The sequence below is a fragment of the Pseudomonas sp. LBUM1649 genome (genome assembly GCF_059716155.1).
This window is the reverse complement of the sequence record NZ_CP166807.1, coordinates 6,224,698-6,246,717: the sequence shown is the minus strand read 5'-3', so window position 1 is coordinate 6,246,717 and position 22,020 is coordinate 6,224,698. Positions and strand designations below refer to the sequence as shown.

Genomic DNA, 22,020 nt, shown 5'->3' with positions numbered 1-22,020 from the left:
CTTTTTGGAATAGCCTGATTGTGCACGTATGTGGGTTTCTGTAGGAGCGCGCCATATTGCGCTTTATCGATTTTCGAGGTGGGTAAGCGATGTATCACGGGGAAAGATTGAACGCCTGGACGCACTTGGTCGGGGCAGTGGCGGCGTTTGTCGGCGGTGTGTGGCTGATCGTGGTCGCCAGCCTCGACGGCAGTCCATGGAAGATCGTCAGCACGGCGATCTATGCCTTTACCTTGCTGGTGCTGTACAGCGCATCGACCGTGTACCACAGCGTGCGCGGACGCAAGAAAGCGATCATGCAGAAGGTCGATCACTTCTCGATCTACCTGTTGATCGCCGGCAGCTACACGCCGTTCTGCCTGGTGACCCTGCGCGGGCCGTGGGGGTGGACGTTGTTCGGGATTGTCTGGGGGCTGGCGGTGATCGGCATACTGCAGGAAATCAAGCCGAGGTCGGAAGCGCGGATCCTGTCGATCGTGATCTACGCGGTGATGGGCTGGATCGTGCTGGTGGCGGTCAAGCCGTTGCTGGCGGCGCTAGGTACTACCGGATTTGCGTGGTTGGCTTCGGGCGGTGTGTTGTACACCGTGGGGATTATCTTTTTTGCCGTCGACCATCGATTGCGGCATGCCCACGGGATCTGGCATTTGTTCGTGATCGCCGGAAGTTTGCTGCATTTTGTGGCGATATTCTTTTACGTCTTGTAGGCGAAGCGGCCTTCCAGATTTCAGGGACAGGAGAGGCGATCCAATTGCTCTTGGGCTCGACGGCTGAACACCTGCAACAGATCGTTCAACGTGTGGGGCGGTGGTTCGGCGGTGCGGGTCACAGCGTACAGGGTGATGGGCAGTGGCGGCGCCAGAGGGCGAATGGTTGTGGTGGCGGGAGACGCGCCAAGGGCGGTGAACGGATCGATCACCGCCACACCCGCGCCAGATTCCACCATCGCCCGTGCCAGTGAGTAGGTCTGCACGGCGATGCGTACCCGAGGGGGTGGTTCGACGGCTTCCAGGTAGCTGTCGAGCCGTGCGGCCAGCGGATCGGCACTGGATAAACCGATCAGCGGCGCATTCGCCAGCGCCATCAGCGGTAACGGCCTGCCTGCCTCTTCCTGCGGCCAGTAACCACTCGGCGCCAGCGCCACCAGCACGCCGCACGCCAGGGCCTGGGCCTTGAGCCCTGGGTGATCCGGGCGTTGCAGGGTCAGGGCGACGTCCACTTCGCGCATCAACAGGTTCTGCACCAGTTCGCGACTGTGGGCGCTGGACAACTCGCAGACGATGTCCGGGTAGCGTCCGGTCCATTCGTGAATGGCCGGCGGCAGCAATGACAGGGCCAGTGCCGGGGTGGCGCCGATGCGCAGGCTGTGACCCGGCTCGCGACGCAGGCTCTGGGCCAGGCGTCGTACGCCTTGCAGGCTTTCGCTGACCTTATCCACTTCGCGCTCCAGCTCCAGCGCTTCCGGCGTCGCCTGCAACTTGCCGCGCACCCGCAGGAACAACGGGAAGCCCAATTGCTGCTCGGCGTGCTGCAACACCTTGCTCACCGCCGGCTGCGAGACGTGCAGCAACTGTGCGGCAGCGCTGATCGAGCCGGTCTGGCGGATGGCCTGGAAAATTTCGATATGGCGAAGACGCATGGCAAGTCCATAACCTTTGTTTATGGGTTTGACATATTTATGCATTGTTCAACGTCTGTCACCTGGCTCTAACCTCGGCCTTGTCTTCACAACGGTTTTAAGGACGGACATGGCTAAGCGTGTGTGCATCATCGGCGGCGGCGTGATTGGCCTGGCTACAGCCTATGCGCTGGTGCGCGACGGCTTCGAGGTAACGGTGGTCGAGGCTCGGGATTCATTGGGCAGCGGAACCAGCTTCGCCAATGGCGGCCAGTTGTCCTATCGCTATGTCGCACCCCTGGCCGACGCCGGTGTGCCGTTACAGGCCATCGGCTGGATGTTGCGCGGCGATTCACCGCTGAAGCTGCGCCCGCGCTTCGACCTGGCCCAATGGCGCTGGATGGCATCGTTCCTCGGCGCCTGCCGCCGCTCGGTCAACCGCGCGAATGCCGCCCACTTGCTGCGCCTGGCGCTGTTCAGCCAGGACACCTTGAAGTCCTGGCGCGAGGAAGATGGACTGGCGGGTTTCCAGTGGCGGCGCAATGGCAAACTGGTGACTTTCCGCCAGAACAGCAGTTTCGAACATGCTCGCCAGGGTCTGGCTGACCCGCAACAACAGCAGGTGTTGTCGCCGGCCGAATGCGCGCAGCTGGAGCCGGCACTGATCGATGCACCCTTCGTTGGGGCAATCTACACCCCGGACGAAGAGGTCGGCGATTGCCACGGTTTCTGCCAGCAACTGGCCGCCCGGCTGCAAGCGTCCGGCCGTTGCGAGTTTCGTCTCGGGCAAGCAGTGACCGGGATTCGCCATGGCAATGGTAGCGTCAACGCCATCGAATTGGGCGAACACGTGCTGCCGGTCGAGCAACTGGTAATCGCCGCCGGCCACCGCAGTCCGCTGTTGGCGCTGCCCGGGCTGCAACTGCCGCTTTACCCGCTAAAGGGCTACAGCTTGACCGTGCCAATCGGCGCCGGCCACCGGGCGCCGGATGTGAGCATCACCGACTACGACCGCAAGATCGTCTACGCCCGCATCGGCGAGCAATTGCGGGTGGCGGCAATGGTCGACATCGTCGGTTTCGACCCTGCTGTCGATCCCGAGCGTCTGGCCCTGATCAAGCGTCAGGCCCGCGAGACCTTCCCCAATGCCGGCGACTACGAGGCCGCCGTGGAGTGGGCCGGCATGCGTCCGGCGACGCCCAGTGGTGTGCCGTTGCTGGGTGCCACGGCGTATCGCAATCTGTGGCTCAATCTCGGCCATGGCGCGTTGGGTTTCACCCTGGCGTGCGGTAGCGGGCGGTTGCTCAGCGAGCTGATCGGCCAGCGCCAACCTTCCATCGACCTGCACGGCTTCAATCACCGGGCCGCGTGAATTCCATTTTGAAGAGGACACTGCAAATGAGCATTACCCGACTGCACAGCAACCCGCGCCTGTCTGGCGCCGTGACCTTTGGCGACCTGGTGTTTCTCTCCGGGCAGGTACCGGGCGATGCCCTGGATGCCGGCGGCCAGACCCGCGAAGTGCTGGCGAAAATCGACGCCTTGCTGGCCGAGGCCGGCAGTGACAAGGATCATCTGCTCAGCGCGACCATTTACCTGAAAAACATCACCGAGGATTTTGCCGCGATGAACGAGGTCTGGTCGGCCTGGCTATCGCCGGGACAGGCACCGAGCCGCACCACGGTGCAGGCTGAACTGGCGCGACCGCAGATACGGGTGGAAATCACCGTCACCGCCGCTCGAATCTGAAAAACACCACCCACAACGGAGAATAACAATGCAAAAAATCACGTTGCTCGGCTGCACGCTCGGTCTGTTGCTCGGCGGTCAGGTCCAGGCCAATGAAGCACCGCTGACTGGCACTCTGAGTAAAATCGCCAGTGCCAAGACCATCACCCTGGGTTATCGCGATGCGTCGGTGCCGTTCTCTTATGTGGGCGATCACACCGGCAAACCAATGGGTTATTCGGTGGATCTGGCGAGCAAGATTGTCGAGCGCATCCAGCAGCAACTGGCACTGCCGGATCTCAAGGTGAATTACAACCTGGTGACCTCGCAAACCCGCATTCCGCTGGTGCAGAACGGCACCGTGGACCTGGAGTGCGGCTCCACCGGCGTGACCGCAGAGCGGCAGAAGCAGGTGGCGTTCTCCTACGGTTTTATCTACGTCAAAGGCCAGTTGCTCACCGCCAGGGACAGTGGCATCAAAAGCTTCGCCGACCTGCGCGGCAAGAACGTGGTGACGACTGCAGGCACCACCAACGAGCGCTTTCTGAAGAGCTACAACGTCGACAACAAAATCGATATGTTCGTGATCAGCGCCAAGGATCACGGCGAAGCTTTCCAGATGCTGCAATCGGGTCGCGCCGCAGCGTTTTACATGGACGACGCGCTGCTCTACGGCGAGCGCGCCAAGGCCCATGATCCGCACAAGTGGGTGGTGGTCGGGGAGGAGCAGTCGCGGGAAATCTACAGCTGCATGGTGCGCAAGGACGACCCGCAATTCCTGGCGCTGGTGAACGGTGTGTTGGGCGATCTATACAGCTCGGGCGAGATCAACGGTATCTACCAGCGCTGGTTCGAACAGCCGATTCCACCGAAAGGTTTGAATCTTGAATTCCCGATGACCAGCGAGCTCAAGGCGATCATTGCCAAACCGGTGAGTGATCCAGTGCAGTAAGGATCCAGCGATCATCCTTTGGACAGTGTCGTGGCCATTCGCGAGCAGGCTCGCTCCCACATTGGAATGCGTTCCACCGTGGGAGCGAGCCTGCTCGCGAAGGGGTCCTAGAAGTCGCCCCAAAGTTGTTGGGCCACCGAGAGTGCGACCACCGGCGCGGTTTCGGTGCGCAACACCCGCGGGCCGAGGCGGGCGGCGTGAAAACCACCGGCCTTGGCCTGCTCGACTTCGGCATCCGACAACCCACCTTCCGGGCCGATCATGAAGGCCAGGGTCGAAGGTTTGGCATGACTGACCAACGGCTCAGCCACTGGATGCAACACCAGCTTCAGTTCCGCCTCAGTCTGTTTCAGCCATTCAGCCAACAGCACCGGCGGATGAATCACCGGCACCCGTGAGCGTCCGCATTGCTCGCAGGCGCTGATCGCCACCTGGCGCCAGTGCAGCAGGCGTTTGTCGGCGCGTTCGTCCTTGAGCCGAACTTCGCAGCGTTCACTGAAGATCGGCGTGATTTCCGTGACACCCAATTCGGTAGCTTTCTGGATCGCCCAGTCCATGCGCTCGCCGCGGGACAAGCCTTGGCCGAGGTGGATCTGCAAAGGCGATTCCACCTGGCCGGCGAACTGTTCATTGATCTGTACCACTACGCGTTTTTTGCCGACTTCCACCAGCGTGCCGCGAAATTCATGGCCGGAACCGTCGAACAGTTGCAACGCATCGCCCTCGGCCATGCGCAGTACGCGACCGATGTAATGGGCCTGGGCCTCGGGCAACTCGTGCTCGCCGGTGCTCAGGGGGGCGTCGATAAAGAAGCGGGACAGTCTCATGCTGGGTCTCTGAAAAATTGGATCGGAACTGCGTTTGTGGCGAGGGGATTTATCCCCGCTGGACTGCGCAGCAGTCCCATCTTTTGGGGCCGCTACGCAGCCCAACGGGGATAAATCCCCTCGCCACAGGGTTACTTAGTGACAGTTAGCCCGGATCACGGAATCCGGGATGAAAGTCCTTCGGCACCGCCACGCTGACGCTTTCGCGGGTGGCAATGTCGATCCCTTCACTGGCGACTTCGGCGAGGAAGTCGATCTGCTCCGGGGTGATCACGTATGGCGGCAGGAAATACACCACGCTGCCCAACGGCCGCAGCAAGGCACCGCGCTCCAGTGCATGCTGGAACACCTTCAGGCCACGGCGTTCCTGCCATGGGTAGGCCTCTTTGCTCGCCTTGTCCTTGACCATCTCGATGGCCAGCACCATGCCGGTCTGGCGCACTTCGCTGACGTTCGGATGATCGACCAGATGCGCGGTGGATGAAGCCATGCGTTGCGCCAGGGCCTTGTTGTTCTCGATGACGTTGTCTTCTTCGAAGATATCCAGCGTCGCCAGGGCTGCCGCGCACGCCAGCGGGTTGCCAGTGTAGCTGTGGGAATGCAGGAAGGCGCGCAGGGTCGGGTAATCATCGTAGAAGGCGCTGTAGACCTCATCGGTGGTCAGGCACGCCGCCAGTGGCAGGTAGCCACCGGTCAGGGCCTTGGACAGGCAGAGGAAGTCCGGACGGATGCCGGCCTGTTCACAGGCGAACATCGTCCCGGTGCGACCGAAACCAACGGCGATTTCGTCGTGGATCAGATGCACGCCATAGCGGTCGCAGGCTTCGCGCAACAGCTTGAGGTACACCGGGTGGTACATGCGCATGCCACCGGCGCCCTGGATCAGCGGCTCGACGATCACCGCCGCAACGGTGTCGTGATGCTCGGCCAGGGTCTGTTCCATGGCGGCGAACATGTTGCGCGAGTGTTCTTCCCAGCTCATGCCCTCAGGGCGCAGGTAGCAATCAGGGCTCGGCACCTTGATGGTGTCGAGCAGCAGGGCCTTGTAGGTTTCGGTGAACAGCGGCACGTCACCCACCGACATCGCCGCCATGGTTTCGCCGTGGTAGCTGTTGGTCAGGGTGACAAAGCGCTTCTTGTTCGGCTGGCCGCGGTTGAGCCAGTAGTGAAAACTCATTTTCAGCGCGACTTCGATGCAGGACGAACCGTTATCGGCGTAGAAACACCGGGTCAGGCCTTCCGGTGTCATTTTTACCAGGCGCTCGGACAACTCGATCACCGGCTGATGGCTGAAGCCGGCGAGGATCACGTGTTCCAGCTGATCGACCTGGTCCTTGATGCGCTGGTTGATGCGCGGGTTGGCATGACCGAACACGTTCACCCACCACGAGCTCACCGCGTCGAGGTAGCGTTTGCCTTCAAAATCTTCCAGCCACACGCCTTCACCGCGCTTGATCGGGATCAGCGGCAGTTGTTCGTGATCTTTCATCTGGGTGCAGGGATGCCACAACACCGCGAGATCGCGTTGCATCCACTGATTATTCAGGCCCATGTTCAGTCTCCTCGAGGCGGTCCGTGACACGCGCGGACATACAATCGCGCAAGCCTATGCAATGCGTGCCCCTGGAACAACCCATTGTGTCGAATGAGCTACCTTATATAGGGCAGTAGACGTTGCTGGCGGGCGTCTGACGGCTGACGTATCCTTCGCGGTTCTGGAGCCGCCTGGCTCGCAAAACCGCTATTTTTCCTGTATTTCCGGAGTTCGCTGAATGTCTGTCGGTTGGCTGCGCGCCTGTGCGCTGGTGATGTTGGGGCTGTTCAGCGTGTCTGCGCTGGCCAAGGATAAAACCGCAATCGTGATCGGCGGTGGGGTCGCGGGCCTTACGGCTGCTTATGAACTGCAGAACAAAGGCTGGCAGGTCACGCTGCTGGAAGCCAAGCCGAGCCTGGGCGGCCGTTCCGGCATGGCCACCAGCGAGTGGATCGGCAACGACAAGACCCAGCCGGTCCTGAACAAGTACGTCTCGACGTTCAACCTCAGCACCACACCAGCGCCCGAATTCGTGCGCACACCGAGCTACCTGATCGACGGCGTGTATTACACCGCTGCCGATCTGGCCACCAAGGATCCAACCACTGCCGAAGCGCTCAAGCGCTACGAAAAGACCGTGGATGACCTGGCGCGCTCGATCGAAGACCCGCAGAATCCGTCGGCCAACAATACGCTGCACGCCCTGGACCAGATCAACGTGTCCAACTGGCTTGATCGCTTGACCTTGCCGCCCACTGCCCGTCAGTTGGTGAACCAGCAGATTCGTACCCGCTATGACGAACCTTCGCGTATCTCGCTGCTCTACTTCGCTCAGCAGAGCCGCGTTTACCGTGGCGTTTCCGACCGTGACCTGCGCGCATCGCGCCTGGTCGGTGGCAGCCCGGTGCTGGCCCAGGCTTTCGTCAAGCAGCTGAAAACCATCAAGACCAGCTCCCCGGTCTCGGCCATTACCCAAGACAAGGACGGTGTCACCGTCAAGGTCGGCAGCGTTGGCTATCAGGCTGACTACGTCGTACTGGCCGTGCCATTGCGCGCCCTGAACAAGATCCAGATGACCCCGGCGCTGGACGCCCAGCACCAGGCCGCGATCAAGGGCACCAACTACGGCTGGCGCGACCAGATCATGCTGAAGTTCAAGACGCCGGTGTGGGAAAGCAAGGCGCGCATGTCCGGCGAGATCTACAGCAACACCGGTCTGGGCATGTTGTGGGTCGAGCCGGCGCTGAAGGGCGGCGCTAACGTAGTGATCAACCTGTCCGGCGATAACGCACGGGTGATGCAGGCGTTCGGCGACAAGCAGATGGTCGATCAGGTGTTGATCCGCCTGCACGCGTTTTATCCACAGGCGCGCGGTTCGTTTACCGGTTATGAAATCCGTCGCTACAGCACCGACCCTTCGATGGGCGGCGCTTACCTGGCGTTCGGCCCAGGTCAGATCAGCAAGTTCTGGCGCCTGTGGGAACGTCCGATTCAGCGCGTAGCCTTTGCCGGCGAACACACCGATACCTTGTACCCGGGTACCCTGGAAGGTGCATTGCGTACTGGTCAGCGTGCGGCCAGTCAGGTTGAAGACCTGGCGGCGGGCAAGTCGTTTGAACCGGCGAAGGTTGGTCCGGTAGCGACTGCCGCTGCTGTGGCAGGTGCTGGCGTGGTGGCGGCGAAGAAGGGCAACTTCTTCAGCAATCTGTTTGGTGGTTCGGACGACGAAAAGAAGCCGGAGCCGGTCAAGGCACCTGAGCCGGTCGCTCCAGCTCCTGCACCAGCCCCAACGCTAGCACCAGCACCAGCACCGGTCGAGGCACCGAAGCCTGTTGCACCGGTGAAGGCTGAGCCAGCCAAGAAAGCGCAGGCCAAAGCCCCGGCGAAGAAACCGGCAGCCAAGACCGAGGCAAAAAAAGCCCCGGCCAAGGCTCCGGCGAAAAAGGCTGAACCGGCGAAGAAGCCAGTGGCGACCACTGTTACCAAGGCCCAGTAACGTTCGGGCGTAAAAAAAGCGCGGCTCAAGGGCCGCGCTTTTTTTCATCTATCAATCCACGATCCCGGTCCTACACGCCTCAGCGATTTATCAGATGCGTCCCACAAAATAACCGGAAACGCATGATGGGTAACGCCTGAACTGGAAATCTATGCTCTTCAAAAAACTGGAGGGCGTATGAAAGCACTAGTGGCGATAATGATATTGATAACACTGAGTAGTTGTGAAAATGGCCATTGGTTTCGTAAAGGACCTGGCCATGAGCTGGCCTACAGATGTCAGATTAATCCCTACGATCCTGATTGCCTGGATCCGCCTCCAGTCTTCAAAAGCTACTAGGAATCGCCCAGGTCATTAATCGTGGCTAGGGAGGACCTATTGAGAAACTCCATTCAGGCGTAAAAAAGCGCGGCTCAAGGGACGCGCTTTTTTACGCCTGAAGAAAAACCGAAAGCCGAAATCGAATAAATCTTTTGATACAGGTGTTCTCTGGTTTGTATTCACTTTTTTTCACAATTTCGACTTTAATCTTTCCTTAACCCGCGTGATTCAGACTCTTGATCGCATTTCTCGATATTTCAAAGCGAAATTTTCGGCTTTAATTCGATAGATAAATCGATAGTCTTGGGCCAGCACTTACAGGGATCTAGGCAATGCAGCTACGAAATTCCAATTCCCGTTACGGCTGGGTCAGCATTTTCATGCACTGGGGTGTTGCGCTGGCGGTCTTCGGCCTGTTCGCGTTGGGGCTGTGGATGGTCGGGCTCGACTACTACAGCACCTGGCGCAAAGACGCGCCGGACCTGCACAAGAGCATCGGCCTGGTGTTGCTGTGCGTGATGGTGCTGCGGGTGTTGTGGCGCTTTGTCAGTCCGCCGCCACCGACCCTGTCCAGCTACAGCCGCATGACGCGCCTGGGCGCTCATTTCGGCCATGGCTTTCTGTATCTCAGTCTGTTCGCTGTGATGATTGCCGGTTACCTGATTTCCACCGCAGAAGGTGTCGGTATCCCGGTGTTCGGCTTGTTTGAAGTGCCTGCGCTGGTGTCCGGACTACCGGACCAGGCAGATACCGCCGGTGTGATTCACCTCTGGCTGGCGTGGGTGCTGGTAATTTTTTCCGGCCTCCATGCGTTGGCAGCATTGAAGCACCACTTTATCGACCGTGATGTGACCCTCAAGCGAATGCTGGGTCGCAAAGCCTAAAGTTCAACCTCGACTCCAAAGGAAAACAAAGTATGTTGAAAAAGACTCTGGCCGCTCTGGCAATCGGTTCCGCCCTGTTGTCCGCCGGTAGCGTCATGGCCGCTGACTACGTCGTCGACAAAGAAGGCCAGCACGCCTTCGTTGACTTCAAGATCAGCCACTTGGGCTACAGCTTCATCACCGGTACTTTCAAGGACATCGACGGCAAGTTCAGCTTTGACGCTGCCAAGCCTGAAGACAGCAAGATCGAATTCAACGTGAACACCGCCAGCGTGTTTACTAACAACGCCGAGCGCGACAAGCACATCTCCAGCAAAGACTTCCTGAACGGGAGCAAAGCCACCTTTGTTTCCACCAGCGTCAAACCTACCGGCAAAAACGCTGCTGGCAAGGACACTGCTGACGTGGCTGGCGATCTGACTATCCTCGGTGTGACCAAGCCAATCGTGGTCAAGGCGACCTTCCTGGGTGAAGGCAAGGATCCATGGGGCGGCTACCGTGCGGGCTTCGAGGGTACCTTCAGCCTCAAGCGTTCCGATTTCGGCAAGCAGAAAGACCTGGGTCCATCGTCCGATGCAGTTGAAATGTACGTAACCTTTGAAGGTGTCAAAGCGAAATAATTTTCGCGCCTAAAAAAACGCCCGCTGCTCTCACGAGCGCGGGCGTTTTTTTATACGCATAACCCTGTAGGAGCAAAGCTTGCTCGCGATGGATACACCTCGGTTTCAGATGTGTACCGAAAGACGCCATCGCGGGCAAGCCATGCTCCTACAGGGTTCGGTATGCCAAAAAAATGCCCCGGACCTTTCGGTGCGGGGCATTTTTTTATTGCAGCGATAACTCAGCGATTGCGCGTCAGCAACGCCGGTTTTTCGCCACGAGGACGGCTTGGCAGTTGATCCAGCTGCTCAGGTGTCGGGAAGCGATCGGCCTTCGACTCCTTGTGCATGATCTTCGGCGCGGGACCACGCGGGTTCTGCACGGCGGGTTCCGAACGCGGTTGCTCGTCACGGGCCGGGCGACGGGTTCGTGAGTCTTCACGACGGGCCTGGCCATCACGTGGTGCGCCGCTGCGTGGACCGCTGCGCTTGGCTGGCGGGGTGCCGGTGCTGGCGCCATCGCTGTTGCGCGGACCGTTCTGGCGACCACCCTGTGGCTTGCCGCCACGCGGAGCGCCTGCGCCTGCGGCTGTACCTTGTGCCGGAGCACCTGGACGACGACCGCGGCCCTGGGCAGGTTTCTGCTGGGGAACGTAGTCGACGCGGTTACCGAAGTTATCGACATCGTCGTCCAGGAACTCATCCGGGGCACGATCAGCAGCGGCACGCGGCTGGCTTGGCTGACGCTGTTCGCGGGCCGGGGTGCCTTCGCGGGGCTTTTGCTGACGGGCCGGACGTTCACCGCGCTCACTCGCCGGTTTTTCCTTGCCCTTGTCCTTGCCTTTGTCCTTGCGACCGCCACCACCACCGCCGCCATTCGGACCATCACCGCGTGGGCCACGTGGATTGCGCGGATTGCGCATGTCCGGACGCTCGCGTGCTTCGGGTTTCTCGGCTTCCACGGCGCTGGCATCGAAGCCCATCAGGTCGCCGTCGGCGATTTTCTGCCTGGTCATGCGTTCGATGCTTTTCAGCAGTTTTTCTTCGTCCGGGGCCACCAGCGAGATCGCCTCGCCCGAACGACCGGCACGGCCAGTACGGCCGATCCGGTGCACGTAGTCTTCATCGACGTTAGGCAGTTCGAAGTTGACCACGTGTGGCAACTGGTCGATGTCCAGGCCGCGAGCGGCGATGTCGGTGGCAACCAGGATGCGCACGGTACCGGCCTTGAAGTCGGCCAGGGCTTTGGTGCGAGCGTTCTGGCTCTTGTTGCCGTGGATCGCGACGGCGCTCAGGCCGTGTTTGTCCAGGTACTCGGCCAGGCGGTTGGCGCCGTGCTTGGTGCGGGTGAACACGAGTACCTGTTCCCAGGCACCGGCGGTGATCAGGTGCGCCAGCAACGAACGTTTGTGGCTGGCCGGCAGACGGAATACGCGCTGTTCGATGCGCTCGACCGTGGTGTTCGGCGGCGTGACTTCGATGCGTTCCGGGTTGTGCAGCAGCTTGCCGGCGAGGTCGGTGATGTCCTTGGAGAAGGTCGCCGAGAACAGCAGGTTCTGGCGCTTGGCCGGCAGACGGGCCAGGACCTTCTTCACGTCATGGACAAAGCCCATGTCGAGCATGCGGTCGGCTTCGTCCAGCACGAGGATTTCCACGTGGGACAGGTCGACACTGCCTTGGCCGGCGAGGTCGAGCAGGCGGCCAGGGCAGGCTACCAGCACGTCTACGCCACGGGACATGGCCTGGACCTGCGGGTTCATGCCGACGCCACCGAAAATGCAGGCGCTGACGAACTTCAGGTCACGGGCATAGACCTTGAAGCTTTCGTGCACTTGCGCTGCGAGTTCGCGAGTAGGGGTCAGGACCAGTACGCGCGGTTGGCGCGGGCCGTGACGCTGGGATTTGTCCGGGTGACCGTTGGGGAACAACCGCTCCAGGATCGGAAGGGCGAAACCGCCGGTTTTACCAGTACCTGTCTGTGCCGCGACCATCAAGTCGCGACCTTGCAACACGGCGGGAATGGCCCGCTGTTGCACCGGAGTAGGCTCGGTATAGCCCGCTGCCTCGATGGCGCGGACTAAAGCCTCGGAGAGACCGAGGGAAGCAAAGGACATGAGTAATCCTGTTCTAAGTTAGGGCTTGGCCCAATGGGAGTCTTGCCTGGCGCGAATGGCGTTTATGAGGAACGCAATCCCGTCCGGTCCTGCTTCGGTCACGAAGGCTCGTCTGGAACACTCGCGCGGGCTGAAAAGCTGCGCTGTAGCGGGGTCGAGATGCCTTGAACGGTTCCGAGCGTCCGGGCGTGAGCCTGGCGGGAAGGCCGGAGTATAACAGAGCAATCACTGCGCGCCGCTTTCCTGCTGCTCAACGGTTTTTTCCGTGTTGGCCGTGGTCCGTGCGGCGTTGACGGTATTGGACGGGGCGGCGCCATATCGCGCGCTGAGCTCGGCGTAGGCTGGTTCGCGCTTGAAACGTTTGAGTTCAGCGCCGAAGCGCTGCACCAGCAAGTCCATGCCGGCATTGCGTCGCACCGCCAGAAACTGGCTCTGCTGACTGATGACTGTGGGGTTTTCGGTGATCTGGTTGCGGATGCTCAGTTCGTTGAGCAAGTGCTGGCCCACCCTGCGGTCGGTGATCAGCAGGTCGATCCGACCACGCACCAGTTTGCCGAAGTTCGCTTCATGGCTCGGTGCCGGTTCCCGGGTGAACAGGGTCGAGTCCCTGAAGTCCTGGCTATACAGGTAGCCAGGAGAGATACCGATGGTCAGGCCGCGCAGTTCGTCGAGGGTGCGAAACGGATGGGGCCTGGCGTTGGCGTAGAACATCACGAACTGGACTTCCGAGAGCGGTTCGCTGGGGTAGAGCAGGGTCGCATCGCGCTCATCGCTATGGAAAATGTCCAGCGCGCCGTCCGCCTGACCTGTTTCAAGCATCGACAGGCAACGTTTCCATGGCAGGAATTGCCATTCCACTTCGATGCCCAGGCGCTTGAAGACGATGGCCGTGGTTTCGTAGTCCAGCCCCAGGGCTTTGCCGTTTTCCTCATACACGTAAGGTGCCCAGGGTTCGGTGACAATGCGCAACTTCTCGCCCCTAGCGGCAAAGCTAAGGCAAGTAAAAACAAGCAGGGCGATGAACTGCGTGATCAAAGGCATGGGCTTGAGATTACGACGAGAAACGCGAAAGAGCCAGAAATGGGAACGAGAAGCTCTATCTCCGTGTGTTGCATCACAGTAAAAGCGCGTTGAAAGCAAAAGATCGCAGCCTGCGATAGCTCCTGCATTGGAATGTGTATTCCCTGTAGGAGCTGTGCCACCGGCTGCGATTTTTTGATCTTGCTTTGCTTAACGCGGCAACTTCAGGTTGTTCCACACCGCCAGGCTCGCTTCAGCCTGGTTCAGCGTGTAGAAGTGCAGCCCTGGCGCGCCGCCCTGCAGCAGGCGTTCGCACATCTCGGTGATGACTTGCTCGCCGAAACGCTGGATGCTCTGGGTATCGTCACCATAGGCTTCCAGTTGCTTGCGGATCCAGCGCGGGATTTCCGCACCGCAGGCATCGGAGAAGCGTGCCAGCTTGCTGTAGTTGGTGATCGGCATGATCCCCGGCACGATCGGGATGTTCACGCCCTTGGCCCGCACACGCTCGACGAAGTAGAAGTAGCTGTCGGCGTTGAAGAAGTACTGGGTGATCGCACTGTCGGCGCCAGCGTTGGCTTTGCGCACGAAGTTGTTGAGATCGTCTTCGAAGTTGCGTGCCTGCGGATGCATTTCCGGGTAGGCGGCGACTTCAATGTGGAAATGATCGCCGGTCTCTTCACGGATGAATTCAACCAGGTCGTTGGCGTGGCGCATTTCACCGCTGGCCATGCCCATGCCCGAAGGCAGGTCACCGCGCAAGGCGACGATGCGCTGGATACCGGCGGCCTTGTACTGGCTCAGCAGGCCGCGCAGGTCCGCCTTGCTGTCGCCGACGCACGACAGGTGCGGTGCGGCCGGGATTTTGACTTCGCTCTCGAGCTGCAACACGGTGTTGAGCGTGCGATCACGGGTCGAACCACCCGCACCGTAGGTGCAGGAGAAGAAATCGGGGTTGTACGTGGCCAGCTGACGGGCAGTGGCGAGCAGCTTTTCATGCCCAGCGTCGGTCTTGGTAGGGAAGAACTCGAAGCTGTAGCGACGATCTTGGGACATGGTCATATCCTTGGAAACACGTAAGGCGGACGCTGACCCTTGTAGGAGCGAGCATGCTCGCGATGGACGTCAACGATAACGCGTGCTTACAGGTTAAACGCGTTGTCGTGACGTTTTTCGCGAGCATGCTCGCTCCTACAGAGGAAGAGCCGGGCTATCAGTAGCGGTAAGCGTGCGGCTTGAACGGACCTTCGACGGTCACTCCGATGTAGTCGGCCTGGGTCTTGGTCAGTTGAGTCACGACGCCGCCGAAACCGCGGACCATTTCCAGGGCCACTTCTTCGTCGAGTTTCTTCGGCAGTACTTCAACGGTCAGGCGCTCGGCTTTCTGGGCTGGCGACAGATCGGCGTACTTCTGGCCGAACAGGAAGATCTGCGCCAGCACCTGGTTGGCGAACGAACCGTCCATGATGCGGCTTGGGTGGCCAGTGGCGTTGCCCAGGTTAACCAGACGGCCTTCAGCCAGCAGGATCAGGTAGTCGTCGTTCTGGGCGTCGAACGCGCCAGCGCCGGTACGGTGGATCTTGTGAACCTGCGGCTTCACTTCTTCCCATGCCCAGTTCTTGCGCATGAAAGCGGTGTCGATTTCGTTGTCGAAGTGGCCGATGTTGCAGACAACAGCGCGCTTCTTCAGGGCTTTGAGCATGTTCGCATCGCAAACATTGACGTTACCGGTGGTGGTCACGATCAGGTCGATCTTGCCCAGCAGTGCCTTGTCGATGCTTTCTTCGGTACCGGTGTTGATACCGTCGATGAACGGCGAAACCAGTTCGAAACCGTCCATGCAGGCTTGCATGGCGCAGATCGGGTCGACTTCGGAAACCTTGACGATCATGCCTTCCTGGCGCAGGGACTGGGCCGAGCCCTTGCCCACGTCACCGTAACCGATGACCAGCGCTTGCTTGCCGGAAAGCAGGTGGTCGGTACCGCGCTTGATCGCATCGTTCAGGCTGTGACGGCAGCCGTACTTGTTGTCGTTCTTGCTCTTGGTCACCGAGTCGTTGACGTTGATGGCCGGGATTTTCAGCTCGCCCTTGGCCAGCATGTCCAGCAGGCGGTGAACGCCGGTGGTGGTTTCTTCGGTCACGCCGTGAACGCGATCCAATACCTGTGGGTACTTCTTGTGCAGCAGTTCGGTCAGGTCGCCGCCGTCGTCGAGGATCATGTTGGCATCCCAAGGCGCGCCATCTTTCAGGATGGTTTGCTCCAGGCACCACTCGTATTCTTGCTCGGTTTCACCTTTCCAGGCGAAAACCGGGATGCCGGCAGCGGCGATAGACGCAGCAGCCTGGTCTTGAGTCGAGAAAATGTTGCAGGACGACCAGCGTACTTCGGCACCCAGGGCAACCAGGGTTTCGATCAGCACGGCGGTCTGAATGGTCATGTGGATGCAGCCGAGGATCTTCGCGCCCTTGAGCGGTTGCTCTTCGGAGTACTTGCGGCGCAGACCCATCAGGGCCGGCATTTCCGATTCGGCGATGATGGTTTCGCGACGGCCCCAGGCAGCCAGGGACATATCGGCGACTTTGTAATCGGTAAAATCTGCAGGCGTGATAACAGCGCTCATGAAGAGCCTCCATTCGTAATGTATGCGAATGGGCGCCGTTGTGCGTTTAGTGTCTGGCCGGTGACGACCAAGCAACGCCCCATCCGAGCCTGACAGGTCTAGCCTGCTGCAGCGCCCCTCGGACAGGTGGCGGGAAAACGGTAGCAAGGGAAGATGACCGTTTCGAAACGGGGGCGATTATAGCTTTCTTTGAGCGGCAAGTGGCAAGTGGCAAGCTGCAAGCTACAAGCGGCAATCTGAGTGCTCTTTCTTGCCGCTTGTAGCTTGCAGCTCGAAACTGCCTTTAGGAGTGAACATGAATTTCCACACCCGCAAATGGGTTAAACCCGAAGACCTCAATCCCAATGGGACGCTGTTCGGCGGCAGCCTGCTGCGTTGGCTCGACGAAGAGGCGGCGATCTACGCCATCGTCCAGCTGGGCAACCAGCGCGTGGTCACCAAGTACATTTCCGAGATCAACTTCGTGAGCGCCTCGCGCCAGGGCGACATCATCGAGCTGGGTATCACCGCCACCGAGTTCGGTCGCACCTCGATCACCCTCAAGTGCGAAGTGCGCAACAAGATCACCCGCAAAAGCATCCTGACGGTGGAGAAGATTGTCTTCGTCAACCTGGGTGAAGATGGACTGCCTGCGCCACACGGGCGGACCGAGATCAAGTACGTCAAGGACCAGTTCAAGGATGAGGGCAACGTCGAATAATTTGAGGATGACGAACGGAATCTGAACCGCGCGGGTCGTAACTACATCGCACCCCAACGGTTCAGGAGTCCCATGGACACTAAAAAAGCCGGCAAGACCCCCGACCTCTCGGCAAAAGAAAAGCATGAGGTCGAAAAAAACCAGCCACCACGCGCGGCGGTCCTGCACGAAATCATCCGTACTCAGGGTGATCAGGAACTGGAGCGCACTGTTGCCGCACTGTGGTGGTCGGCGTTGGCCGCCGGCCTGACCATGGGCCTGTCGTTGATGGGCATGGGCTTGCTCAACTCCCGACTGCCGGACGGCGAAGGTTTCAAGGTGATTGCCAGTTTCGGTTATTGCGCCGGTTTTCTCGCGGTGATTCTTGCCCGCCAGCAACTCTTCACCGAAAACACCCTGACCGCCGTGCTGCCGATCATGAGCAAGCCTACGCTGGGGAACTTCGGCCGATTGCTGCGGCTGTGGGGAGTGGTGCTGGTGGGCAACCTCTGCGGCACTTTGCTGGTGGCTTACGTCATGCTGGAGCTGCCGATTTTCGACAGCAAGACCGACGTGGCCTTTCTCGATATCGGCCGCAAGGTCATGGAGAACGACGTCAGTCAGATGTTCGCCAAGGGCATCATCTCGGGCTGGATGATCGCCACCATGGTCTGGATGATCCCGTCCATGGAGAGCGCCAAGATGTGGATCATCATCCTCATCACCTACCTCATGGCGCTGGGGGATTTCACGCACATCGTGGTCGGGTCGCTGGAGGTCTCTTACCTGGTGTTTGCCGGCCAATTACCGTGGAAGGATTTCTGGCTGGTGTTCGCAGGTCCCACGCTGGTGGGGAACATCATTGGTGGCAGCTTTATCTTCGCGTTGATCAGCCATGCGCAGATTCGCAGCGAGAGCGGGCCGCCAAAAAGCGCAGCGGATCAGGCTGAAGAACCCGATCCGCAGGAGATCAAAAAGTAATCAGCCCGGCACATTCACCGCAGCGGCACCGCGCCGTTGCAGGTAGATAAACAACAGCGCGGTCAGCACGGTCAAACCGCTGACCAGTGCGCCGGTCCACGGCAGGTCCGCGAGGTCTGCACCGCTGGCGACCACCAGCCCGCCGATCCAGGCACCTGCTGCGTTACCGAGATTGAATGCACTCTGGTTAAGCGTTGACCCAAGGTTGGGCGCTTCATGGGCCTGATCGATGATCAGCAGTTGCAGGATCGGGCACAGGGCGAAGGCGAAAATGCCCCACAACACCAAGGTAATCGCCGCGGGAATCACCGAGTGACTGGTCTGGCTGAACGCGGCCAAAACCACCACTACGGCCAGTGCCATGCCGACCAGTGAAGGCAGCAAGCGGCTGTCAGCCAATCGCCCGCCGAGCATGCTGCCCGCCGTCAAGCCTACGCCGAACAACAACAGCATGATGGTCACGCCATGGGGGCTAACACCGGTGATGTCCTGCAGGATCGGCGCGATGTAGGTGAATACGCTGAACAGGCTGGTCGAGGCCAGTACGCTCATGCCCAGTGCCAGCAGCACGTTGGCCTTGCCCAGCACTTTGAACTCGCTCGCCAGGTTGGCTTTATCCATCGCGATGTTCTTCGGCAACCAGATCCACTGCGCAACAGCCGCGATCACACCGATCACCGACACCGCCCAGAACGTCGAACGCCAGCCGGCGTATTGACCAAGCGCGGTGCCCAATGGCACCCCAAGCACGTTGGCCAGGGTCAGGCCGGTGAACATCATGGCAATCGCCTGAGCTCGTTTGTTTGGCGCCACCAGGCCGGCTGCAACCACCGAGCCGATGCCGAAGAACGCGCCGTGGCACAGCGCAGTGATCACCCGCGCGGCCATCAGCGTGGCGTAGTTCGGCGCCAGCGCGCAAAGCATGTTGCCGAGGATAAACATCAGTGTCATGCCCAGAAGCGTGGCTTTGCGCGGCATGTTGGCGGTGCCGACCGCGAGGATCGGCGCACCGAACACCACGCCCAGGGCGTAGCCGGTGATCAGCAATCCGGCGTGGGGAATGCTCACCGCGAGGTCGCGGGCAACGTCGGGCAGCAAGCCCATGATGACGAATTCAGTGGTGCCGATGCCGAACGCGGCAACAGCAAGGGCAAGCAAAGCGAGTGGCATGCGCAAAGTCTCTGTCGGTAGTCTTGACGCTGTGATCAGGCATACGCATGCCAAAGACCGATCTCGATGAGAGCGGGCAAGGGCATTGTTATTGGAATTAGTCTGTGCGCAACTGAGTGCGGCGTGGTTGGTTGCAGTATAAACAGCTGCTGACATATGGCGAATCAATTCTCGACCTGCTCTTTGTAGGAGCTGCCGAAGGCTGCGATCTTTTGATCTTGAGTATCAAAGTCAAAAGATCGCAGCCTTCGGCAGCTCCTACAGGGGGTGCGGGGACAACAAAAGGAGTAGGCCGTGCTTGCGACGGCGTTGGTGTTGGTGGCGGCGCTGCTGCATGCGGCGTGGAATACCCTGATCAAATTCAGTGCGGAGCGTTTGCTGGTGGTGGCCTGCATGGACAGCGTGGCGATGCTTTTCGTCGCGGTGATGCTACCGTTTGTGGAGCCGCCGCCACTGGAAATCTGGCCGTGGATTCTCGCCTCTGCAGCGTTCGAGTTGCTTTACCGCTATTTGCTGATCCAGGCCTATCGGGTCGGCGACCTTGGGCTGGTCTATCCCCTGATGCGTGGTGTGTCGCCGCTGGTGGTGTTGGCGCTGACACTGGTTTTTGCCGGGGAAGTGCTGACCCACCAGCAGATCTTCGGAATCCTGCTGATCCCGCTCGGCATGCTTTGCCTGCTCTGGCAGGGGGGAGGCGGAGCACGCTTGCCGTGGTCGATGCTACCTGTGGTCGCATTGATCGGTTTGTGCATTGGTTGCTACACCTTCATCGACGGCCAGGCCTTGCGGCGCTGGTCGCATCCACTGGATTACCTGGTCTGGGTAACGCTGCTCAGTGCCTGGCCGTTTCCGTTGCTGGCCTGGGTACGCAAGCGGCCGGCGTTCAAGTTGTTCTGGCGTGAGCAGTGGCGCCTGGGTCTGGCGGTCGGATTCTGTGTGTTGTTCAGCTACGCTCTGGTGCTGTGGGCCATGCAGTTGGGCTCGATTGCCGAGGCGGCGGCGCTGCGCGAAATCAGCGTGATATTGGTGGTGCTGTTCGGCATGCGGTACTTGAAAGAACCTTTCGGCAGGCCAAGGCTTCTGGCCTGTGGGCTGGTTCTGGTCGGCATGTTGGTAATGAAATTTTGACGGGTCTAAACGTGAGAAAGGGACTGCTTCATGAATGTTGCTCTGTGGTGCATTTTAATCGCGATCATCCTGCCGTATGTGTGTACGGGGGTGGCCAAGATCAGCGGCGGGTACGGTTTGAGACACAATCACGATCCCCGGGGGTTTCTCGATTCCCTTGAGGGCTTGGGCAAACGGGCACATGCGGCGCAACTTAACAGTTTTGAAGTAACCCCGGCGTTCGCGGCGGCGGTGCTCGTGGCGCACCTGGTTGGCAATGCGGAGCTAGTGACGCTCAATGTGCTGTCGGTGTTGTTCATCACCAGTCGACTTCTTTACATCATTTTCTATCTGGCGGACTGGGCGACTTTGCGGTCGTTGGCGTGGTTTGTGGGGATGGGGTTGATCATCAGCTTCTTTGTAGTGTCGGTTTAAAGGCAAGATCAAAAGATCGCAGCCTGCGGCAGCTCCTATGTATGGACTCGCCCCCACTGTCTACCCGCTTTTGAAAAACTGTCGCCCCGTTGCATCTATGTATCAGGCCTATTCATGGAAGCCGTCTTCGGCATCTGGCCAAAATTGGAAGAGCTCGTGGTATGCCGATTACAGTCAGGCCTCGAAGGCCAGTAGGAGCTTAGGCATCAATCCACGCCGGTCTTACCTGGGGTCAATTTTTTTCAACAAAGGGTCGGACAGTCAGTACCTCGGTGGCAGAACTCTGTCGCTCAGTGGCTCATCGTCGCTTGCTGGCCATCACCAGCGTGGCGACGATAAGTCTGATCATTCTGTAAAAGCACCCAGACGATTCGCAGGTTGCGGTTGGCTAGCCTGATCGCAGCCTCCTTACGGCCCAGCCGGCTCATCCAGCGCAACAAGCGGCGGTCATCGGGTTGCTGGGAATCAGGTCGTAGTTGTTGCAGCACCGCATGGGCTCCCTGGATCATCAGGCTGCGTAAATAGACATCACCTCGCTTGGTCATGCCCCCCAGCCGGACCGTCTGCCCGCTACTGTGCTGGTCAGGCACCATGCCAAAGTACGCGGCAAACTTGCGGGCATTGGGAAATCGCTCAGGCTTGCTTTCCTTGGCCACCAGTGCCGTGGCAATGACTGGGCCGATGCCGCGCACAGTCATCAGTCGCTTCGCCGTCATGTCGGCGTTGGCGGCCACTTCCAGGCGTCCCGTCAGCACGCTGATGCGCTCGCCCAAATGGCGCCACTCGGCCAACAGTTCGTCGATCAGTTCACGCAGCAGGCCCGGCACCGGCTGGGTAGCATCCTCCAGTACCCGCGGTATTTTCTGGCTGATCGCAACATCGCCCTGCGCCAAAGCCACGCCGTGCTCGAGCAGCAGGCCGCGCATCTGATTACTGACGGCCGTGCGTCGACGCACATAGCCCTGACGAGCGCGATGCAACGCCTGCATTGCCAGTGCCGCAACGCTTTTGACCGGTACTGCGCAGATTTTTTCATCGCGACCCGCCCGCAAAATCGCCAGTGCATCGTTGCGATCATTTTTAGGCCCGCTGCGATGGGTGGCCACCAAACCGGCTGGAAGAATCCGCGCCAGGTTGCCTTGGTCTTGCAGCTGCCGGGCCCAGGCTGAGCACCCGGACCGGTCTCCATCAAAATCACGACATGAGGCGGCAGCTGCCGGAGAAACTCATAAAACGCCTCACGCGACTTGATCCGCTGCTCGTAGCGCACTTGGCCAAGGACATCTTCACCGGCGACCTGAAAGACCTGCTTGGCCAGATCCACCGCTAAGGTTGTGCAGGCCGACAAATCGGAAGAAGACAGGGATTGATCAATCGAACTATGATTTTTCATGGACTCGCCCTCGCTGTCGTTGGCTGTTTAGACTGCCAG

Annotated in this window: 19 protein-coding genes, 1 pseudogene and 1 riboswitch; of the genes and pseudogenes, 11 read left to right on the top strand and 9 right to left on the bottom strand. The window is 59.8% G+C overall.

The features are described 5' to 3' along the window. The first annotated feature begins 89 nt into the window (after nucleotides 1-89). Nucleotides 90-707 (top strand): PAQR family membrane homeostasis protein TrhA, encoded by a 618-nt coding sequence (gene trhA / locus ACA058_RS28995; RefSeq protein WP_497636967.1) that lies wholly within the window; start codon nucleotides 90-92, stop codon nucleotides 705-707. Between the two features lie 20 nt (nucleotides 708-727). Here the strand turns inward: trhA and ACA058_RS28990 are convergent, their stop codons facing one another. Continuing rightward, a complete protein-coding gene (locus tag ACA058_RS28990; protein ID WP_497636966.1) occupies nucleotides 728-1,639 on the bottom strand; it encodes a LysR family transcriptional regulator in 912 nt (303 codons plus the stop codon). Between the two features lie 109 nt (nucleotides 1,640-1,748). Between ACA058_RS28990 and ACA058_RS28985 the strand changes: the two genes are divergently transcribed. Genes ACA058_RS28985 through ACA058_RS28975 form a run of 3 tightly spaced genes read left to right on the top strand, consistent with a single transcriptional unit; the run spans nucleotide 1,749 to nucleotide 4,298 of the window. Beyond that, nucleotides 1,749-2,990, top strand: a complete 1,242-nt coding sequence (locus ACA058_RS28985; RefSeq protein ID WP_497636965.1) for a D-amino acid dehydrogenase — start codon at nucleotides 1,749-1,751, stop codon at nucleotides 2,988-2,990. A 26-nt stretch (nucleotides 2,991-3,016) separates the two neighbouring features. Beyond that, nucleotides 3,017-3,367 (top strand): RidA family protein, encoded by a 351-nt coding sequence (locus ACA058_RS28980; protein WP_497636964.1) that lies wholly within the window; start codon nucleotides 3,017-3,019, stop codon nucleotides 3,365-3,367. A gap of 28 nt (nucleotides 3,368-3,395) precedes the next feature. Further along, nucleotides 3,396-4,298: a transporter substrate-binding domain-containing protein gene (locus ACA058_RS28975; protein ID WP_497636963.1), complete on the top strand. Its 903-nt coding sequence runs from the start codon at nucleotides 3,396-3,398 to the stop codon at nucleotides 4,296-4,298. A 107-nt stretch (nucleotides 4,299-4,405) separates the two neighbouring features. Here the strand turns inward: ACA058_RS28975 and ACA058_RS28970 are convergent, their stop codons facing one another. Further along, on the bottom strand, nucleotides 4,406-5,125 hold the full coding sequence (locus tag ACA058_RS28970; RefSeq protein WP_497636962.1) for a 16S rRNA (uracil(1498)-N(3))-methyltransferase: 720 nt from the start codon (nucleotides 5,123-5,125) through the stop codon (nucleotides 4,406-4,408). Nucleotides 5,126-5,270: 145 nt separating this feature from the next. Then, entirely contained in the window at nucleotides 5,271-6,677 is a 1,407-nt protein-coding gene (locus ACA058_RS28965; protein WP_497636961.1) for an adenosylmethionine--8-amino-7-oxononanoate transaminase, read from the bottom strand. 220 nt (nucleotides 6,678-6,897) lie between these two features. Between ACA058_RS28965 and ACA058_RS28960 the strand changes: the two genes are divergently transcribed. The 3 genes from ACA058_RS28960 to ACA058_RS28950 all read left to right on the top strand — a co-directional run bounded on the left by ACA058_RS28960 (nucleotide 6,898) and on the right by ACA058_RS28950 (nucleotide 10,480). After that, nucleotides 6,898-8,655, top strand: a complete 1,758-nt coding sequence (locus ACA058_RS28960) for a flavin monoamine oxidase family protein (protein ID WP_497636960.1) — start codon at nucleotides 6,898-6,900, stop codon at nucleotides 8,653-8,655. A 653-nt stretch (nucleotides 8,656-9,308) separates the two neighbouring features. Then, nucleotides 9,309-9,860, top strand: coding sequence for a cytochrome b (locus tag ACA058_RS28955; RefSeq protein WP_497636959.1), 552 nt, complete (start codon nucleotides 9,309-9,311; stop codon nucleotides 9,858-9,860). A 32-nt stretch (nucleotides 9,861-9,892) separates the two neighbouring features. Then, on the top strand, nucleotides 9,893-10,480 hold the full coding sequence (locus ACA058_RS28950) for a YceI family protein (protein WP_046818303.1): 588 nt from the start codon (nucleotides 9,893-9,895) through the stop codon (nucleotides 10,478-10,480). Between the two features lie 221 nt (nucleotides 10,481-10,701). On the opposite strand, the gene rhlE2 is transcribed toward ACA058_RS28950, so the two are convergent. From rhlE2 to ahcY, 4 genes are all read right to left on the bottom strand, one after another. After that, nucleotides 10,702-12,573, bottom strand: coding sequence for an RNA helicase RhlE2 (gene rhlE2 / locus ACA058_RS28945; RefSeq protein ID WP_497636958.1), 1,872 nt, complete (start codon nucleotides 12,571-12,573; stop codon nucleotides 10,702-10,704). Nucleotides 12,574-12,798: 225 nt separating this feature from the next. Continuing rightward, nucleotides 12,799-13,614, bottom strand: coding sequence for a substrate-binding periplasmic protein (locus ACA058_RS28940; protein ID WP_497636957.1), 816 nt, complete (start codon nucleotides 13,612-13,614; stop codon nucleotides 12,799-12,801). 189 nt (nucleotides 13,615-13,803) lie between these two features. Continuing rightward, a complete protein-coding gene (gene metF, locus ACA058_RS28935; RefSeq protein WP_497636956.1) occupies nucleotides 13,804-14,649 on the bottom strand; it encodes a methylenetetrahydrofolate reductase [NAD(P)H] in 846 nt (281 codons plus the stop codon). 157 nt (nucleotides 14,650-14,806) lie between these two features. Further along, nucleotides 14,807-16,216 (bottom strand): adenosylhomocysteinase, encoded by a 1,410-nt coding sequence (gene ahcY / locus ACA058_RS28930; RefSeq protein ID WP_497636955.1) that lies wholly within the window; start codon nucleotides 16,214-16,216, stop codon nucleotides 14,807-14,809. 23 nt (nucleotides 16,217-16,239) lie between these two features. Beyond that, nucleotides 16,240-16,342, bottom strand: a riboswitch (S-adenosyl-L-homocysteine riboswitch). A gap of 169 nt (nucleotides 16,343-16,511) precedes the next feature. On the opposite strand from ahcY, the gene ACA058_RS28925 reads away from it, so the two are divergent. Next, nucleotides 16,512-16,916, top strand: a complete 405-nt coding sequence (locus ACA058_RS28925; protein WP_497636954.1) for an acyl-CoA thioesterase — start codon at nucleotides 16,512-16,514, stop codon at nucleotides 16,914-16,916. Between the two features lie 72 nt (nucleotides 16,917-16,988). After that, on the top strand, nucleotides 16,989-17,876 hold the full coding sequence (locus ACA058_RS28920; protein WP_497636953.1) for a formate/nitrite transporter family protein: 888 nt from the start codon (nucleotides 16,989-16,991) through the stop codon (nucleotides 17,874-17,876). Here the strand turns inward: ACA058_RS28920 and ACA058_RS28915 are convergent, their stop codons facing one another. Further along, the gene (locus tag ACA058_RS28915; protein ID WP_497636952.1) at nucleotides 17,877-19,046 is read right to left on the bottom strand and encodes an MFS transporter; all 1,170 of its coding nucleotides are present in this window, start codon (nucleotides 19,044-19,046) and stop codon (nucleotides 17,877-17,879) included. A 294-nt stretch (nucleotides 19,047-19,340) separates the two neighbouring features. Between ACA058_RS28915 and ACA058_RS28910 the strand changes: the two genes are divergently transcribed. Beyond that, nucleotides 19,341-20,174 (top strand): EamA family transporter, encoded by an 834-nt coding sequence (locus ACA058_RS28910; RefSeq protein WP_497636951.1) that lies wholly within the window; start codon nucleotides 19,341-19,343, stop codon nucleotides 20,172-20,174. 30 nt (nucleotides 20,175-20,204) lie between these two features. Continuing rightward, on the top strand, nucleotides 20,205-20,588 hold the full coding sequence (locus ACA058_RS28905) for an MAPEG family protein (RefSeq protein WP_497636950.1): 384 nt from the start codon (nucleotides 20,205-20,207) through the stop codon (nucleotides 20,586-20,588). A gap of 290 nt (nucleotides 20,589-20,878) precedes the next feature. Here the strand turns inward: ACA058_RS28905 and ACA058_RS28900 are convergent. Then, nucleotides 20,879-21,936, bottom strand: a pseudogene (locus ACA058_RS28900) (IS110 family RNA-guided transposase). Between the last annotated feature and the right edge of the window lie 84 nt (nucleotides 21,937-22,020).